General features: G+C 43.9%; 14 protein-coding genes. 6 read left to right on the forward strand and 8 right to left on the reverse strand.

The genetic code is table 11. The features are described from left to right. Window positions 1-56: 56 nt before the first annotated feature. The 3 genes from MHN32_RS02995 to MHN32_RS03005 all read left to right on the forward strand — a co-directional run bounded on the left by MHN32_RS02995 (window position 57) and on the right by MHN32_RS03005 (window position 2,583). Window positions 57-1,556 (forward strand): amidohydrolase family protein, encoded by a 1,500-nt coding sequence (locus MHN32_RS02995; RefSeq protein WP_239420850.1) that lies wholly within the window; start codon window positions 57-59, stop codon window positions 1,554-1,556. Between the two features lie 199 nt (window positions 1,557-1,755). Further along, complete coding sequence (dsbB, locus tag MHN32_RS03000; RefSeq protein ID WP_174170008.1) at window positions 1,756-2,265, forward strand: disulfide bond formation protein DsbB; 510 nt, start codon at window positions 1,756-1,758, stop codon at window positions 2,263-2,265. Window positions 2,266-2,277: 12 nt separating this feature from the next. Further along, window positions 2,278-2,583: a hypothetical protein gene (locus MHN32_RS03005; RefSeq protein ID WP_017216140.1), complete on the forward strand. Its 306-nt coding sequence runs from the start codon at window positions 2,278-2,280 to the stop codon at window positions 2,581-2,583. A 51-nt stretch (window positions 2,584-2,634) separates the two neighbouring features. On the opposite strand, the gene MHN32_RS03010 is transcribed toward MHN32_RS03005, so the two are convergent. Continuing rightward, window positions 2,635-2,943, reverse strand: a complete 309-nt coding sequence (locus MHN32_RS03010; protein WP_174170006.1) for a helix-hairpin-helix domain-containing protein — start codon at window positions 2,941-2,943, stop codon at window positions 2,635-2,637. A 270-nt stretch (window positions 2,944-3,213) separates the two neighbouring features. Between MHN32_RS03010 and MHN32_RS03015 the strand changes: the two genes are divergently transcribed. Beyond that, window positions 3,214-3,528 (forward strand): YebG family protein, encoded by a 315-nt coding sequence (locus MHN32_RS03015; protein ID WP_174170005.1) that lies wholly within the window; start codon window positions 3,214-3,216, stop codon window positions 3,526-3,528. 94 nt (window positions 3,529-3,622) lie between these two features. On the opposite strand, the gene MHN32_RS03020 is transcribed toward MHN32_RS03015, so the two are convergent. From MHN32_RS03020 to MHN32_RS03035, 4 genes are all read right to left on the reverse strand, one after another. Further along, a complete protein-coding gene (locus MHN32_RS03020; RefSeq protein ID WP_010606712.1) occupies window positions 3,623-4,813 on the reverse strand; it encodes an amino acid aminotransferase in 1,191 nt (396 codons plus the stop codon). Between the two features lie 179 nt (window positions 4,814-4,992). Beyond that, window positions 4,993-5,658 (reverse strand): GAF domain-containing protein, encoded by a 666-nt coding sequence (locus MHN32_RS03025; protein WP_174170004.1) that lies wholly within the window; start codon window positions 5,656-5,658, stop codon window positions 4,993-4,995. Window positions 5,659-5,785: 127 nt separating this feature from the next. Further along, entirely contained in the window at window positions 5,786-7,444 is a 1,659-nt protein-coding gene (locus MHN32_RS03030) for a fused response regulator/phosphatase (protein ID WP_239420851.1), read from the reverse strand. 21 nt (window positions 7,445-7,465) lie between these two features. After that, window positions 7,466-7,771: an STAS domain-containing protein gene (locus MHN32_RS03035; protein ID WP_010371095.1), complete on the reverse strand. Its 306-nt coding sequence runs from the start codon at window positions 7,769-7,771 to the stop codon at window positions 7,466-7,468. A 143-nt stretch (window positions 7,772-7,914) separates the two neighbouring features. Here MHN32_RS03035 and MHN32_RS03040 point away from each other — a divergent pair, with 143 nt between their 5' ends. After that, the gene (locus tag MHN32_RS03040) at window positions 7,915-8,244 is read left to right on the forward strand and encodes a translation initiation factor (RefSeq protein WP_017216143.1); all 330 of its coding nucleotides are present in this window, start codon (window positions 7,915-7,917) and stop codon (window positions 8,242-8,244) included. 40 nt (window positions 8,245-8,284) lie between these two features. On the opposite strand, the gene MHN32_RS03045 is transcribed toward MHN32_RS03040, so the two are convergent. Continuing rightward, window positions 8,285-11,248 carry an EAL domain-containing protein gene (locus MHN32_RS03045; protein ID WP_174170003.1) on the reverse strand — a complete coding sequence of 988 codons (2,964 nt, stop codon included), beginning with the start codon at window positions 11,246-11,248 and terminating at the stop codon, window positions 8,285-8,287. 371 nt (window positions 11,249-11,619) lie between these two features. Here MHN32_RS03045 and pheA point away from each other — a divergent pair, with 371 nt between their 5' ends. After that, window positions 11,620-12,774, forward strand: a complete 1,155-nt coding sequence (gene pheA, locus MHN32_RS03050; protein WP_239420852.1) for a prephenate dehydratase — start codon at window positions 11,620-11,622, stop codon at window positions 12,772-12,774. A 104-nt stretch (window positions 12,775-12,878) separates the two neighbouring features. Here pheA and MHN32_RS03055 read toward each other — a convergent pair whose 3' ends face one another. Continuing rightward, window positions 12,879-15,719, reverse strand: a complete 2,841-nt coding sequence (locus MHN32_RS03055; protein WP_239420853.1) for a discoidin domain-containing protein — start codon at window positions 15,717-15,719, stop codon at window positions 12,879-12,881. Window positions 15,720-15,863: 144 nt separating this feature from the next. Then, window positions 15,864-18,848 carry a TonB-dependent receptor gene (locus MHN32_RS03060; RefSeq protein ID WP_239420854.1) on the reverse strand — a complete coding sequence of 995 codons (2,985 nt, stop codon included), beginning with the start codon at window positions 18,846-18,848 and terminating at the stop codon, window positions 15,864-15,866. Window positions 18,849-19,042: the final 194 nt, after the last annotated feature.

Genomic DNA, 19,042 nt, shown 5'->3' on the forward strand with positions numbered 1-19,042 from the left:
AGTACCTCGCCAGTTATGCTCGAAGGCATCTAATACAACACTAACTGGTTTTCATTATGAAAAAACAAACATTAATATTTGCGGCCTGTTGCGCCCTGTCTTCTCATGCATTATTTGCAGCAGTGGACCTTCGTATCGACAATGCTACCATTTTAAATCCTATTGATAAGCACCAAGTCAATATCATTTCCAATCATTGGCTCGCCATCCAAGATGGCAAAATTATACAAGTCTCTGACTCAAGTCAAAAACCGGATGCAGCACAGGTCATTGATGCTCATGGTCAATACCTCATACCAGGGTTAACCGATAGCCATGTCCACCTAAAAACTATGCCGGGGTTGCTTAACACTTCTCCTAGAGCTCGCCAAATGCAGGCAGCATTTTTACAACGGCAAGGCGCTAATTATCTTTACTATGGCGTCACGCAAGTTATTGACCCGTCAAACACTGCAATCGGCATGACCGAATTTACAGCAAATGGCCCCGCACCCGACGCCTACTTTTGTGGCGCAATGCCAGTTTACCAAGGGTACAACGCAGAAGGCCTTAGTTACTCAAAGCTACATCAACATAAACCCTACTTTGCTGCGCAACACAGCGATCCTGCTCATGAGCTAACGCCATCTCAAGCACATGCTCATCAAGGAGATCAACCCTTAACGCGAATGAAATCTGACGGTGCAACTTGTGCCAAACTGTACTTTGAAGATGGCTTCGGAGAAAACAGTGCTATACCGCTTATTAACCAAGAAACTGCTAAACAATTAGTCGAGTCCGCAAACTCATTGAAGTTACCCGTAATGGCACATGCGAATGCCGTTGATATGCAACAACTTGCTGTAGATGCCAATATCAACGTTATGGCGCATGGACTTTGGAACTGGTTAGCGCCAAATACAGCCCCTAGTGAAAGCGAACTACCAACCAATGTAAAAGCTGTGCTGGATACCATCATCGAAAAAGACATCGCCTATCAAGCCACATTAAATGTGATGAATGCTCTGGCGAAAGTGACTGACAACACTTTCACCTTCTCGTCTGAATATCGTACCGTATTACCTCCGTCTCAAATTGCTTGGTATCAAAGTGAACCTGGTCGCTGGTTTTCTCGAGAAATGGGGCAAGGCTGGGGTGAAATAAGTAATCAACAAAAGGTCGCTAAACTTGAGCAAGTTTTCTCACAAGGGCAACGAGCACTAAATTATCTATATAAAAATGGCGCAACCTTGCTGCTTGGCTCAGATACGCCACCCGCACCAACTTATGTCTCGCAACCTGGCTTATCGACTTATCAAGAATTAACGATGATGGATCAAGCCGGAGTAGGCCTCGTTAGCTTGCTATCTGCTGCTACCATTAATAATGCGAAAGCATTTGCGATAGACAATCAGTACGGCAGTATCGCAGCTGGGAAAGTGGCAAATCTATTACTTTTAAATAGTAACCCTTTGCAGTCAGTCGCGGCTTATAATGATATTGAATATGTTATCTTACACGGCTCCGCCATTGAGCGCGCTACTTTTCACATCGATGCCCTCGAGAAAAGTGAGTGAGTAAATACGCCAGAATAGAAATGCTGAGAATGTCGGTCTCACTCCAATTGACTTAATCAAGTGTTCTATTCTGATATTTTCGAACTTCTGCTGGTAACAAGAGTCGAAAAATCGTCGCAAAGATAGCGCACACTGCCGAAGTAAGGTTGCTCTAACGCGGCCAGATAAAGCATAATAAAACAAAAAGGGTTTCTCTATAATGAAGATTTCATCTTTTCATCTCTCTAGGCAATCTTGGGGATTGCTAGCACTATCCGCTGCTATTTTTGAAGCCGTTGCACTGTATTTCCAATACGGTATGGGTTTAGAGCCCTGTATTATGTGCATCTATCAGCGTTTTGCTATGTTGGGGTTATTAGCAGCTGGTTTAATCGGTATGATTTCTCCTCGCTCTTTCGCACTGCGTAGTCTGGCATTTGTTTCGTGGGGTGTAGGCAGTATTTGGGGTTATTTTATCGCCCGTGAACATATCAATATGCAAACCACAACGGATCCATTTGCTTTTACCTGTGACTTTGTACCAAACTTTCCTGCGTTTATGCCGCTGCATGAATGGCTGCCAAGCTTTTTTGCTGCAACGGGTGACTGCGGCAACATAGATTGGTCTTTTGCAGGATTATCTATGCCTGGATGGATGGAAATTATCTTTGCATTTTATAGTGTTGCATTTATTCTTTTCTTATTTTTCCACGTTACCAAAAGAACTTGAGATATCACATTCATGCATTTTAGGTTAAGCCAAATTGAGCAACTGAGAGCGTTTAAATTACGTGACAAGCAGATGATCTTACGTCTTGCACTTAGCCACCTTGATGCAAAAACAAAGGTCGTGTTAAGAATAGCCAAGTTGCTACTGCTCACACCGTTTTTTGCCTCATTGGTCGTATTTGAAGGCTGGCTGTTATTACCTGTCTTACTCGTGGCAGGATTAATTTATCCGCTACTGACCACACCACTGGAAATACAATTTGGCAAACCCAAGTTAGCTCAGGCAATCGCTGAGTTTAACGCCTCGAATAAGCCCTGATCTTCAATCTACCTGTGTGCGAGCAACTAAGCTCGCACACAATAACTACGACTAGACTCTAATTTTCCCCTCCAGTTTTGCCAATATTCCTTTCCCAATTCCTTTTACTTCCAGCAACTCCGTTGTTGTTTTAAAGCGCCCCATTTTCTTACGGTACTCTACGATGGCTTCAGCTTTACGAATACCAATCCCTGGTAAACTTGAAAGCGCCGAAGCGTCAGCGGAATTAATATCGAGTACAGCACTTTGCTGCTGTGTTTGAGAGACAGATTTTGCTTGATCCGTAGGTTTTGCGAGCACACTTGAACAGCTTAAACCTAGCGCCAATAAAATAGAAAGTATGGTGGGTTTATTGAACATATATACACTCCTTGTGCGTAAAAAGTATCCAAAGCTTACTGCATTTACCTCGGTGAGTGATTGCAGAAGCTTTTTAAATAAAGATTGGAATATTGACTTTGTCAAAAAACATTCATTCTTTCAAAAATTAAAATAAACATTAAGCTTTTGTTTTTAATGAATTTAATTAATTCTACTTCACTCAACAGCACTTGAAAAATTTTCAAAATAACTTGCTTAATCACTCGATTCGATTTACTGTATAAAAAAACAGTGAATAGGGGAATAACCATGGCCGTTATCATCAAATATGTTGTTGAAAGAAATGGAGTCGAGCGTATGACTTTCACGTCTAAAAAAGAAGCTGATGCTTATGATAAGATGCTAGATGTAGCTGAAGCATTGGAAGACATGCTAACGAAAGTTGACGTGCCGCTGAGTGAGCAACAAGTTGAATCCCTAGCGCTTGAAATTGCAAAACAAAAAGATGACTTTGTGTCTGTGTTAAAAGGTGGCAAAGTAGCACCAAAGGCCAATACCAAAAACAAAGCTGAAAACGAAAAAGCGTCAGATCCAGATAAAGTGACCAAAATTAAGCAAGCCTAAATGATAATAACCACTTACTTCAGTGGGTGGTTTAGGCTGAAAATAAAAAACCGCATGTTCTGCGGTTTTTTATTTTGTGCTGTGTAGCGTGGTATTATTTAATCACGCTTGCCACTGCGTCAGCAAAGTAGTCAATATTGTCTTTGCTTACGCCAGCTACGTTAACGCGGCTAGAGCCTACCATATAGATAGCATATTCAGTGCGTAGTCTGTCAATTTGCTCTTTATTAATACCCAAGAAAGAGAACATACCGTGCTGACGGTCGATGAACGAGAAGTCTTGCTCAACACCTTTTGCAGCTAGGCTTTCTTTGATCAACGTACGTAGACCATTGATACGACCGCGCATTTCGTCAAGTTCGTCATACCACATTTGCGTAAGTTCAGTACTGCTTAGAATGGTATTTACAATATCAGCACCGTGTGCTGGCGGCATTGAATAGATACTACGAACCACACTAAGTAATACTGAGTTTGAAACATCAGCAGTTGCACTGTCTTTTGCAATGATTGAACACGCACCGATACGCTCGCGGTATAAACCAAAGTTTTTAGAGCAAGATGAACAGATGATCATTTCATCAACTGTATCCGCAACCGTTCTAAGGCCTTGTGCATCTTCTTCAAGGCTAGTACCAAAGCCTTGGTATGCAATATCAATTAATGGCGTAAAGCCTTGCTCTTTTGCAAGTTCAGCAACCACTTTCCATTGCGCTTGATTTAAGTCCATACCACTTGGGTTATGACAACATGCATGAAGTAGTACTACATCACCTTTAGGTACTTGCTTCAGCGCATTGATCATCTCATCAAACAACAACCCTTTGTTTTCGTAGTCGTAGTAAGGATACTCTTTAACTGTTAGACCCGCTGCTTCAAATAGGCTGATGTGGTTTGCCCAAGTTGGAGTCGTAACCCAAACAGTTGCATTGGTGTTGCAACGTTTAATAAATTCGGCAGCAACACGTAATGCGCCAGTACCACCAGGTGCTTGCGCCGTACGTACGCGATTTGCCAATAATGTACTATGCTCTCCAAGTAACAGTGTTTCCATCTTTTGACAGAAGTCTAAATTACCAGCCAAACCAATATAAGATTTTGTCGTTTCGTTTTCTAAACGAAACGCTTCCGCTTTTTTAACCGCTTTAAGTACCGGCGTGTTTCCCTGCTCGTCCTTATAAACACCTACACCAAGGTCAATTTTGTTTGGGTTAGTGTCCTGTTTATAAGCGGCCATCAGGCCTAAAATAGGATCTGTTGGAAGTGGTTTTAGCTCTGAGAACATGGCTTATCTCTTTTATTTTAATTAATGCAAACTCGAGCGGCTGACGCCCGATTCCAGTAGACTTGATGGTAACATAGAGACTTGCATCTCAGTTACCATATTTATCTAGAATTTTATTCATTTTTGTAAACTTGGCAGCACCACAAAGGCGTCAAGTTTACAGCCGGACATTCCGATAATTATTTGGGTAAATATTCAGGGATTCTCGTACATGCTGCTGCAAGCAATGCTAAAATTTCTTCGTTGAAAAATGACTCAGAAAACGCTTCTGCATCAATAATTCCAATACAATTTTGAGCATCATCGAATAATGGCATACAGGTTTCTGCTTTCACCTTTGGATCGCAAGTGTAGTACTCTCCACCACTGGCGACATATTGAGGGATGTCATTAATCACTCGAGCTTTAGCACTTAATACCGTTTGAATATTATTTGACGTAGCGGCAAAAGCCTCCGTTATTGGGAATAGCGGTCTACTCGGCGCGCCAGAGTACGCTAATTTGAGAAGTTGTTTCCCTTCATTTGTCGCTCTTGCTTGGTATATGCCAAACCAATCAACAGCTGTAAATTCAACTACCGCTGACACTATCGTTTGCAGCTTAGCAAGCGATTGCTCATTCACCGTGTTCTTTTCAACGTAGTCACTCAACAAAAAAGGCGCTTCCTGAAGGTGCCCAAACAAGCTACAAGCGCCTCCTTCCCCAAGCTCAGGGATCTGATATGACCACACAGCAAGGCTTGAGTTTTGCTCAATATAAGCATCTAGTTTTTCTAATTGCAGCAAAAGCAATTCGCGGGAGATAGATAATCCACTCAATGAAATATAATCTGACATTTTAGCCATCTAAACATCTAAAGTTAATGCAACTTTACCACGCTCTTTATACCTTGCCAACACTAAAAAACAGGTACATAGAGTAATAGGAATAGATATTAAACTAAAGCAGAGGTGAAATGCGCTTGAGTGGAATTTAGACCGATTTGGAGGTGAGTGAATAAATCATTTCTACTTCATTTCCAGCACTGTTGTAGCTAACGCTTTGGGCAATCTCGTTAAGTAAGCTAACACCTCGACCGTGGCTATGCTCTTGCTGCGCTTTATTGCGCTCGCTTGATTCAAAACCATTACCTGAATCACAAATGTTGAAGTATAGCTTTAGCTCTTCAGGGCTATAGCGCACAGAAATAATAATGAGCGCTTCTTTTAGCTCCTTCAGAACACTCTCTCGCAGACTATAGAACTCAAAAAACCCATCTTCTTTATTTTTAATCTCAGAATCTAGCCCCAGCACTCCGTGATCTAAAGAATTATTGTAGGCCTCGGAGAGTAGTAAGAAGATGTTAGAGCGATGCGCCGAAATCCCGTCAACTTCACTAAGCAAGTCCACCAGCTCAAGTACCGGATCTGTCGTTTTCATCTGCTTGGCATCTAAAGATAACGAAATATTAAACGGCAAACTTGAATAATGGTTAGGCGCAGAAACAATTGAATCGCTAGCAACGCAATTAACAATCGCGATACTTAAGTCATCTTGTTGCTCTGTATTGCCAGAAAACTCGCGAACTTCAGAGATAATTTGATCCGTGGAAATATGCTGCCGACTCGCCAGCAAGCGCTTTAACCGTCGTTCGCCATACATTTCCCCCCGCTCAGACTCAGACTCGATGATACCGTCTGTCGCCATTACGAGGCGTTGGTCGGGGCTAACTTCAAAATGCAGCAGATTACGTTCAAACTCATCGACTTCTAAAATGCCGAGTGCCATATGTTGGCTCTCAATGGTTTTAATAAGGCTACCATTTTGGTCAATCAGATATAAATCTGGCAAACCACCAAGCCAAGCAGAAACACTTTTCCCTGAGCTGCTCAATTCAATGATTGCTGCTGCACAAAACATATGACCGGGTAATAACTCATTAAGGGCGGTATTGAGCTCAACGGCTATATCACTCACCGCCATCCCCTTTTGCACCATAGTATAGAAAATGCGCGACGCCGGAAGCGCGCCGACCGCAGCTGCTAAACCATGGCCAGTAAAATCACCAAGTAAACAATAAAAGCCACCCATCGGGCTCTTGGCCATTAAAAACATATCGCCATTAAACATTGACGCGGGTGACAAGTGATATTCACAAATCTCAGGATATTCAGATTGTTGTGCAAGCGCATTACTAAAGATGTGCTCAACAATCTCGTGCTCTCGCTCTATTTGGTTATAGTGATATTCTAGTTGTCGGCGTTGTTCGTTGCTTTGTTGGCTGAGCCTACGAGTCCTCGCATGCGCTTTGATTTTGGCTGATAAAATGACTTTATCAAACGGCTTATGAATAAAGTCATCGCCTCCTACAGCGAGACACTTTTCAAAGCTGCTTTGATCTTCAAGTGCAGTGATAAAGATGATGGGGAGGTATACGTCGCCCGCATATTGCTTTATTTTGGGGGCAGTCTCAAAGCCATCCATTACGGGCATGACAACGTCTAGCAGCACGATGTCGATGTCCTGACTTTCGAGAATTTTTAATGCATCACGACCATTGTGCGCACAAAAAACGGTATAAAATTGTTGCTCAAGCATCGCCTTGAGCAGCTTACAGTTTAATACCTGATCGTCGACTACCAAGATATTCATGAGGGGCTAATCTATCGGCGTTCAGTCAATATCAAACTTCTTATCAAAACGAGAGATCTGGAGGATTTTCTTAAGTTGTGGACGACAATTACTAATTTGAATGCTAGAAACTGAGCTTCCTAGTGTTTTTTTCATATTTAACAGCATACCCAAAGCGGAGCTATCCATATAGTCGGTTTCACGCAGGTCAACAACAACCTTTTCGGTTTGATCATTCACCTCCGCATACGCCTGACGAAACGATTGCACCAAATTAAAGTCGAACTTGCCTCTAATTTGAATGGTTAGTGTCTTACCGTCAGCAGAAGCGTTTTTACTCAAGCTCATCATTAAGCTCCTAAATTATTTTGATTTGTTTCCCCTCACCAATTTAAATATAACGCTTAAAAATCATTTAGCAAAAAATAAAAAACATCTAATCTGCTTTTTGCTATGATCTCTGCAAAGAACCCGTAAGAGGACCAGAATCAATGTCAGAATCAAGACTTGTGTACTCCACAGATGTAGGCCGTATTGACACCAAAGAGCCAAAGCAAGAAGTTCAAGGGAAAGTTTTTAAGGACGGCGCCGTTCGTATTGAAAGACAAACTAAAGGGCGCAAAGGTAAAGGTGTTATGCTTGTTGTTGGCATCGATAGTGAACAGCACGATCTCAAGAAATTGGCAAAAACGCTTAAATCTAAAATGGGTCAAGGTGGTGCAGTTAAAGAAGGCGTTATTGAAATTCAAGGCGATGACAGAGAAAAGCTTAAGCAATTATTAGAAGGCCAAGGCTTCAAAGTGAAAATTGCTGGTGGTTAAGCGCTTATTATTTTCAGCCCCAAGCTTTGGGGCTGAGTCGCTATACCGCTGGGGCAAACCGCAAAATCTCGGCTTCACTTAACGGCGGGCTGTAGTAATAACCTTGTACAATATAGCAGTTATTTTTCGCCAAGAACGTCATCTGAGCCTCAGTTTCCACCCCTTCAGCAATAACCTGCAAATTTAATTTTTGCGCCATCGCAATGATAGCTGCAGTGATTTCCATATCGTTCGGATCTTCAGGGATATCCTTTACAAAGGAGCGGTCTATTTTGAGTATATCAACTGGGAAACGCTTAATGTAACTCAAAGACGAATAGCCTGTACCAAAGTCGTCAATAGACAGTGAAACACCAAGCGCTTTGATATCTTTAAGTTGTATGATTGCCGCTTCCACGTCTCCCATCAACATACTCTCGGTAAGTTCAAGGTGTAGTAGAGTCGGCTCCATCTCAGTTCTGTCAATAATATCTGACAGCGTACTGATCAATTGTGCGTCTTTAAACTGTCTCGCAGAAAGGTTGATGGATACGTTGGCAATCTTGCCCGCGGCTTTTAAACGACGAGAAAAATGGCATGCTTCTTCTAGCACCCATGCACCAAGCTCTACGATTAGGCCTGTCGCTTCAGCAATTGGAATAAACTTACTTGGCGGAATAGTTCCTTCGCTTGGGTGGAACCAGCGAATAAGTGCTTCATAGCCTACAACCTCTCTACTTTCACTGTTCACTTGTGGCTGATAATGCAAGGTAAATTGTTGCGCTTTAATTGCTATACGCAGCTCGTTTTCTATATATAGGCGCTCGTTAGCAGCTTCGTCTAAATCTTGGCTATAGAAATGGTAAGTGTTCCGCCCTTTTGCTTTGGCCTGATACATTGCCAAATCTGCATGTTTAAGCAGCTGCTCCTCTTCTTTACTGTCAAACGGAGCCATGGTGATACCAATACTTGCACTGACGATCACTTCGTTATTCCCCAGTTTTATTGGTTCTGCCAGTGTCTTTTGAATGATATTGGCAACTTCCATGGCATTTTCTCGCTCATTGATGCCACTCAGTAACACCGCAAACTCATCCCCACCCAATCTGGCAATGGTATCTTCTGCACGGAGCCGCTTTTTCAATCTCGTCGCGACTTCAAGCAATAAGCGGTCACCCGCGTCATGTCCCAAGGTATCATTGATGCGTTTAAACTCATCTAAGTCAAAGTAAAATAGAGCAAAGGCGTAATGGCCACGTTCGGCAAGCGCCATGGATTTACGTAACTGCATCCTGAAAAACGTTCGGTTGGCAAGGCCAGTTAAGGTATCAAAGTAAGCCAATTCTTCCATTTTACGCTGGCTTTCTTTTACAAACGAAATATCTTGGGCTGAGGCGACATAACTTGAAATTGCGCCGCCTTCTTCACGGATCGGCGACACGCTCAAACTGACCCAAATAGGCGCCTCTCTGTTACCCGCCAACATGGTATCCCCGCGCCAATGATTGCGACTGCGTAAGTCAATATCGATATCATCAATGAGAATTGCCATGTCTTTTGAAATAATACTCAAAAGCGGAGAGCCAATAAAATGCTGTTCATCATAGCCCGTCATTTCCTGCATTTTTGGATTGACATACTCAATTTGAAAATGCTCATTGGTCAATACAACGCCAGTACCAGAGAAAGCCACAGCTTTTGACAACCGGTTTGCCGCCTTTTCTGCGATTTCCTTTTCTGTAATACGTTGATTTAGGCCATTTACAAGCTGTTTTATCTCAACACTCATGTCATTAAATGAGGCGTTCAATTGACCTATTTCGTCATCGGTATGGGGTAAGGTTGGCGTATCCCACTGCCCTCGGCCAAATCCCTTCACTGCTTTAACAAGCGCATTGATGCGTTTGAGTACTAATTGATATAGCACCTGATGCAGTAATATCGCAACAAAAATGGCATACAGAATAAACAAACCAAAGAACTTAACTTTAAGCTCTTCAATGGCCGAGATAGCCGACGCCCGCTTCTTGTAGATCCCAATGTACCAATCTAAATTGGCAATATGGGTCACGTGCATAATATGCCAGTTGTCTTTATACCTAAATTCATCTTGGATATTTGGTAGCTTAGTAATAAGTGCAGTTTGTACTATTTTACTCAAGTCTTCAGGTAGTTTGTTGTGGTCCAGTAGCTGCCCGGTCGTAGCAGTGGTTTTAAACAGACCTGGAGCTGCCAATAACCGACCCTGTTTATCAAAAACGATGAAGCCTTGCTGATGGTCAGATTTAGGTAATTTTTCGAGTAAGGTGGTCAACTCTATATCGCTACCCGTTAACCCAAGGTATTTATCATGTAAGTATAAAGGCACCAAAATACTCACCACCCACTTGTTCCAAACCCTATCAAAATACACGCCCGACCAAACCGCTTCCCTCGTTGGGTTTTGTTCAGCGTGTAAAACAGGCAAGTTATGAAGCTGATTATTTACCAGCCTCGGGTCTTTCGCTAATAAGGCATTAGGAGGTGCAACACGAACAAAGCCGTCTTTTGTAGATAAGTAAAAATTAAAGAAATCTTGTAACAGTGGGGGCGCCAGAATATTCCAGAGCAATTCAGATTCAGAAAATAGCTTTTGCACTGACTGCAATTTTAAATTGCCAGTATACATAGCTGCGGAGAGGCCATTTTTAGCTGTACTCGCTAAGTTTTCGCCACGCACGTCAACGCTCGCTTGTGCGCCAGATAAATCTTGTACGCCATAAAGTAAATGCTTGGAGACCACTGAATTGGCTTGTTCGGCCAAGTTAGCTTTAAGATCGAGGTAATTTGAAAACTGATTGTTCACCTGCGCGCTAAAACGCTTGAGCTCATCATACTCTTCATAGATTAACTGCTTTTCTTCAGATTTTAGCATCAATGCCGCAGCAAAAACCCCCGCGATCAAACACACGGCCGAAATCAACATCGACAGCTTTACACTTAAAGAGCTTGCACCATATCTTGATGGGGGACGACGATTGCCCACAAGTTAACCTATTCTTTTATTTACAGTGGTGGTGTTGCCTGAATATACCAGAATATTTTTCGACTCGCCAATAAGTTACGTTTGATTAACGTACTTAACTCACTGAGATTGGACACTTATCTACCAAATAACTTAGGTTTTTGCGCATACGTCCAAAGTAGTACTTGTTTTCTCGTTTAGTTCTATGCTAATAATGTATTCAGTTTCAAAGTAAGGTTTGAATAAATGAATTTCATCACACGCAACAGCAACACATATTTCTTTTTTAGCTTCTTTAGGTGAAGAGGCTTGACTGTTCGCGAGTGAAAAAGAATAGCTAAGCCTCCCAACTTCGGGAGGCTTTTTTTTTGGCTAAATGGGAGTGAGGACCTATGACACAAAATACATTAGATGCCCTTAGGCATGACATCAATGAGATAGATTCAGAATTACTGATTTTACTGGCAAAGCGACGTCGCATTAGTCATGGCGTGCTGGAATATAAGATTACCAACAACAAACCTATCCGTGATGAAGCACGTGAGCAGGCATTGCTGGAGAAACTGATCCGATATGGTAAATCTCTGGGTCTTGATGCCTTTTATATAAACAGCGTTTTCCAAACTATCTTAGAAGACTCTGTATTAAACCAGCAAGCCATGCTGCAAAAGAACTTAAACCCCGATGCCGTAGGTGATACACACCGCGTTGCCTACTTGGGTGGACAAGGCTCTTATAGCCAGCTTGCTTGTCATAAATACTTCAGTCGTCGTCCCGGTAAGCTTGTGGAAATGGGTTGCCAAAGCTTTGAGCAAATCACCGAGCAGGTAGAGAAAGGCCAAGCTGACTTTGGTATCTTACCTATTGAAAATACCAGTTCAGGCAGTATCAACGAAGTATTCGATTTATTGCAACATGCGCAAGTATCTATTGTGGGCGAAGTAACGCATACCGTAGAGCATTGCCTCCTAGCTTTGCCAGACACAGAATTACAAGCGATCGACAAAATTTATGCGCACCCTCAACCTTTTGCCCAGTGCAGCCGTTTTATTCAAGGTCTTGGGGATATTCAGCATGAAACTTGCGACTCAACCTCTAGTGCATTAAAGCAAGCTGCAGAGCACCCAAATAGTGCCGCGATTGGCTCTGCACAAGCTGGTAAAAATATGGGTCTAGAAGTGGTGAAATCTAGCCTTGCGAATCAGACCGAAAACCATAGCCGCTTTATTGTGGTAGCAAGAAAAGCACTTCAAGTGTCTACTCAAATCCCAACGAAAACCAGTTTAATTATGGCCACCAAACAGCAAGTAGGCTCACTTGCTGACGCGCTGATGGTATTTAAACAGCACAATATCAATATGGTTAAGTTAGAGTCACGCCCAGTACCTGGTAACCCTTGGGAAGAAGTCTTTTATGTAGATTTGCTTGCCAATATTGCAGACTCACAAGTCCAAGTAGCACTTGAAGAATTAAAAGACCATACCCAGTTTGTACGCTTGTTGGGCTGCTACCAAAGCGAGTCTTTGCAAGCCGTAGATGTGTTGTAATCAACCATATTAAGTCACTCTCATTGAGAAAAATAAAAAGCCAGAGCGCAAGTTGCATTCTGGCTTTTTTTGGTTGAGATTTGTTTAACCTTAGGATATTCAGGCTATTCGCCGCTAAGGCCTAGGAGCTCGATTTCTGAGATCTGTACTAAGCCATCGTTATTCGCATTTTTGCTAATATTTAGACGATAACTGCTATAGGCAAAAGCATTGGAGAAAGTAAACGCTCTTCGTTGTAAGCGCTCATCCCAGCTTTCTCCCACCCAAACCGCAACTTCTGTCCACGTCTCACCGCCATCATTAGAACCCAGTAACTGGAAGTTTTCGGGATCGCGCTCTGGTGCATCATTGGCACTGGTGATTGCCAAACCACTCACAATCTGTGGCGTAGTAAAATCAGCTTGGATCCAAGATGGTGATTCCTCTGTTGGCGGGCCTTGCCACTCATTGTGATCTAGCCATTTTGTCTCGATATCATTATCAAACGCCTTTTGTTCACTTTCTGCATCTCCAATACGATTACGCGCGGTAAAGCTTGTTCCAGCCAAATCAGATAAATCTTCAAGTGCATACTGAGGTCCAGCGAGTTCAATTTCAGCTACTTGCACTAATCCATCATTATTCGCATTTTTACTGATAGACAAGCGATAATGTGAGTAAGCCAAACCATTAGCAAACGCGAAGGCACGACGTTCAAAACGCGATTCAAACGATTCTCCTACCCAAGTATTTAATACTTGCCACACTTCCCCATCGTGAGATGCTAAAAGTTGGAAGTTTTCAGGGTCACGCTCCGGCGCATCATTGGCGCTGGTAATGTACAAAGTATTTACCGCTTGCGCTTGCGGCAAGCTAACTTGAACCCAAGCCGGATTTTCAACAGTGGGTGGCCCCTGCCAGTCGTTGTGATCGAGCCATTTAGTCTCAACATTTTTATCAAATGCTTGCGCTGCGCCCTCTGAATCACTAATGCTAAAACGCGCCGAGTAACTCGCACCTTGTACTTGTGCATGATCTAATCCAGAGATTTCTGGACCGATTAATTCAATCTCAGCAAGCTGCATCAAGCCGTCATTATTTTTGTTCTTGGTTATCTCAAGACGATAGCTTTGGTATGGCAATTGATTCGCTACCACAAAGCTTTGACGCTCCCCTCGCGCTTCAAAAGACTCACCAACCCAATTACTCAAATGCTGCCATGTAACCCCGTTATCGTTAGAGCCAAACAAAGCAAAGTTCTCAGGATCTCGCTCTGGTGCATCATTGGCGCTCGTTATCGCAAGCTGATTAACCGCCACCGCCTCATTAAAGTCTACTTGGATCCATGAAGGCGCTTCGACGGTAGGCGGGCCTTGCCAATCATTATGATCTAGCCACTTAGTGGTTGGGTCGTTATCAAATGCCTTATCTTGGTTTTCCGCCTCACCGATACTATTGCTTGCCGTGACCGCAAACGTCTCAGTATTCGTATGGTCAACGCTCGGATAAACCGGCCCAACAAATTGAATTTCTCCAATTTGCAGTAAGCCATCGTTATTTTTGTTCTTTGTCACTGCAATTCGGTAGCTTGTATACTTTTGCGCATTACCAAATACAAAGCCTTGACGTTCAAAGCGCGCTTCAAACGACGCCCCAACCACATTACCCAAATTAACCCAACTCGCGCCCTCATCGTTAGAAGCTAATAACGAGAGGTTTTCAGGGTCTCGCTCTGGGGCATCATTAGCACTGGTAATGTAAACACCGCTAATTGCTTGTTGAGTGGGAAAATCCACCTGGATCCAAGATGGCGCTTCCTCAGTAGGTGGCCCCTGCCAGTCATTGTGGTCAAGCCACTTAGTTTGTGGATCGCCATCAAATGCTTTGTCTGCACTCTCGGCATCACCAATAGCATTTCTTGCTGTGATAGTGGCACCTGATGTCACGACTTGCTGCATCGGTCCCGTGGATACCGGTTCATCAAATAATGGTAACGCTAAGTCCATAATACTATCGGCACTAAGATCTAGCTGCGCAGTTAATGGGTGAGCTTGAAGCGCGTTGTAAATTGGCAATCGAAGCGCTTCAAGTGCAACTTCATCACCGCCAAGTGCGGCGCTAAGATTGCTAGCTGAGTCGCTTAAGACGCCTTGCAAAGAACCTTGCTCGTCAAACTGTGCAAACGCGGCATTGAATAGAGAAAGCTTTTGCACACTTTCGGAAACATATGTCATCTCACAACTTTGCTCACCAGAGTCAGAGGTTGTGCAAGTTTCTCCTAATTCAAAATTCGTTAATTGATCAGCGCTAACCACAGGTAACTCAAAAACATTGATGTTCCCGGTTTGCCAGCCAAGGGCCCGAAGCAATAACGCAGACATCTCCACTTTTGCCAATGCCATTAATTCGGGAGTAGAGACATTACGCCCCTCAGCAATTTGCTGCTCTACCAGCATGGTTGCTAGTGTCGTCAAGGCGTTGATTTGTATGGTAGCATCAGCACTGCCATCGGCATTTGAACCAAACGGCACGGCGACATGACTTAAGGTAGCCAAAGTCACACCAGCAATGTAATCGCCACTTACCTGCTCCCCAATTCCTGCAGAACCACAGCGACTGGCGTCGCAGCGCATCTGCGAGCCTTCACTCGTTGTGGCGGTCACTTTAATGGTGGAATTAATGCCAAACCCGGCTTTACCCGTCAGTTCAATAAACAACTCCCCCGATTGACTGGTTGCCGAGTTCTCATCCATCATCATGCTAGAGCCATTGAGCGCCGTCACCGAAATGCGGGCTTGGCTCAACGCGCCTTTTATCACTGAACCAGATACTTCTGCCGTCGTCACAGCAGGGGTTACTGGCACTTCTTCAACTTTTGGGTCATCGCTCCCGCCGCCACATGCAGCCAATAAACTGCTAACGGCAATGAGCGGGATCGCATTTCTTATTTTATTTAACGTTTTCATATTTATCCCTTCTTACATATCAACCAACTCGTGTGACTAGGCTGATATAAACGCACCACAAGCAGGTGATAAGCCGTGATATTGTTTCTCGTTGTGCTGACACGACTTCACCCTGTTTGCATTACTTTATGGTTATCGCCAAAATTAAAATCGATAGGTGATCCCGGCATAGTAGCGCTGCCCGGTGTAGCTGCTGCTGCGCAATCTCGCTTTAGAATCTTCACCATAAAAGGTTCTCGGTTCTTCTTTGGTTAGGTTGATCACAGACGCGGTTAGGATCAGGTTTTCCATCAAGTTATAAGAAGCATTCACATCAACTTGTTGGTATGGTTCCTGATATACAGTGAGTCCGTCGGCAAGCCCCAAAGCGGTTTCTCCTCGGCGGTTATATGATGCTCTGACACTAAAAGTGTCATTCTCGTAATAGGCGGAGAAGTTAAATTGATTATCGGCACTGCCAACAAGCGCAGACTCACCGACCTTTTCACCGTCTACGCTAATGTCTGCCTGATTGGTATCGTTTAGGGTGTAGTTAACGTTGAGACCAAAGCCATTGTCGAATGCATGTTGTGCAAACAGCTCTATTCCCCGAGAGGTTGCGTTTGTACCATTGGCGGTGGTGGTAAACGGCGTGACGGTAATATCACCCGGCGGTACAATTTCAACACCGGTAAAAGGGTTATCAAAGCCCTCAAACGGCCTTACTGAGGTAATAATCAAGGGCACGATAAAGTTATCTACGTCTTTGTTGAATACCGCAATGCCAACCGCAGATCCTTCGCCATAATAATACTCCGCAGATAAATCCATCTGTACCGATTCAAATGGTTTTAGCGCCTTGTTACCCCCTGAGCCACGCCACCCAGGCTCCACAGGGTTACCTCTAAACTCTAGTCTATCGTCTGCCCATTCTTGAGAGATAAAGGTCAGCTGCTCTGGCGCCCCCATGTCGTTGAACGGAGCTCGAGACATCGTTTTGGCGATAGCACCACGTATGACAAGATTGTCGCTGGCATCCCAGACAATATTGAAACTAGGTAAAAATTGCGAGTCGGTTACGGTACGCACGGTGGTGGTTTCAACGTCAATAAGGCGCTCATCACCTAAGATATCCTCTTCGGTGACATCATCAATGTCATCTAAAAAGTAGTTAATTTTATCCGACGACATAATCTGCGTTTCAGTCTCAACATAGCGTACCCCGATGTTTCCTCTAAAATCTCCAAAAGAAAAATCGGCCTGTAGATAGGCGGCCATGATCTCTTCTTCTATGTCGAACACAAAATCAGGCTCACGGCGCGTGTGCTTAACATATTCACTGGTCACGATTTCTCGGTATCGATCCCAATTGATCGTGGGCATCGCATTCACTTCAAAACCGCCTGGGATATTTTGTTCAGACGTTGCATTCAAAATATCCTCCAGTTTTGGCATACCCCCAATCCACTGATAAGACACTTCATCAATGGCACCTTGACTAAATGGATCTAGCTCGCCACTGGCAATTCTGTCAGCCCCATCTTGAGTAATGAAGAAGGTGTTGTTGGTTTCGCGGTGTAGTGTTGCTTTACGATATTTAGCACCGACGCGCAGCGTATCAACGATGCCGTACCCGACGCGATAATCAAGGTCTAACTGAGCATAGTCCTCTTCTAAGTCACTGACGACAAAGCTTGAACCTGTCGAACCCGGATCGGGATCGCCGGCAATACCAGCCTGAAGGTTAGACAACAAAGCGGGATCAGCGTACAGCGACACTCTGTCACCTAATCGCCACCCTGCAAATGAAGCGGCGTTTTCAACCTGCCCGGAATCGCTGCGACTCGCAGGTTGGCCGCTTTTATACGCCGCACTCCAAGATTCTGAAGGGCCACCGCTGGCTTCAGTGTGACCAAATTTACCGCGTAAGTCATATAAGTCACCGGCATACTCAAAGGCAAAGTCGTAGGTATCCGAGGTATCTTTTTCTACCGTATAACTACCAATGATCCAAGGAAATTCAAGATTCCCTTCAGTGCCACCAGCGCCACTGGTAAAGTCCATGCCAGTCACAATCGTACCGGTTTCGTCTAGAGTAATACCGGTAAGATAATCTGGGTTGTACTTCCATTCTGGGATCCACATTTGTGACGTGGTGCGATTTTGCCCAAGCTCAAAATGAAAATGATTGAATGTTAAAGATAAATCATCTATTGGACGCCATTGAATGGTGGCTTGTAGCCCCTGACGTTCACGTTTTTCTTTGGTTACCCCAATACCTGCAACTTGCGGTGCCCAAACACCATCATAAACGTTACCATAAGCATCTTCTAACGCTGCAAATCGACGTGTACTATCGGCAATCACATTGCCCGCCGTGTCCGTTGCTGGCAAGTCTGAACTCGTTGCCCAACGCCAACCGCCACCGCCCGACATATCACCGCCTAAAGAGCGGTTGGTACGGTCTTGTTTGGTATAACCAACTAGCAAGCCAAAGGTTTCTTCTTCGTTCTTCCAAGAATAAACGCCGCTAAAATTAGGCTCGTACTCTTCAGTCACATCAGCGTAGGTATATTCAACATTTAACGCCCCAGAATTTGCCTCCATATCCAGTGGTTTACGGCTGTGTAGAATAACCGTGCCGCCGACCCCACCTTCATCTAAACGCGCCTCAGAAGACTTAAACACCTCAACCGATTGCACCATGGTAGAAGGCAACAAAGAGTAACTAAAAGAGCGCGACGGCGAGCCCGGAGAAGACGCGATAAAGTTGCCGTTTAACTGCGTAAAAGTAAGATCAGAGGAAAGACCACGAATACTGACGTTTTCCCCTTCCCCGCCACTACGAGAAATCACCACACCGGGTACGCGTTGCAGTGAATCCGCCACATTTTTATCGGGAAACTTGCCAATGTCTTCTGCTGTAATGGCATCCACAATCGCGTTTGATAAACGCTTAATCGCCAAGTTTTCGGCCATAGATGCGCGGATCCCACGCACCTCAATCGTTTCGATTTCCTGCGCTTCCCCTTTTTCGGTTTCTTCAGCCATTGCCCAGTTAGTAGCTGATAACATAGCGAGGACCAGTGCAGACTTGCTAAATTGCCGTGACCTTCCTGTCACATGGCGTCTGTTATTATTATTGGCCATTCCTATCTCCAAGTTTTTTATAATTTGTAAAGCCACGACGTCCCTTGCTGCTCCATGACGCATGACTTTGTGACGACCCTTTTTTGTTTCCCTATAGGGGTTAATGGTTTGTGAAACACTCGTTCAGAATAGGAGCGCTCTACAAAAAGTGATAATAGAATTTCGGTTTGCACTAAGACAAAATCGGCGTTTAG

Origin of the sequence: Pseudoalteromonas sp. Of11M-6, assembly GCF_022347905.1 — a bacterium.
Taxonomy (GTDB): Bacteria; Pseudomonadota; Gammaproteobacteria; order Enterobacterales; family Alteromonadaceae; genus Pseudoalteromonas.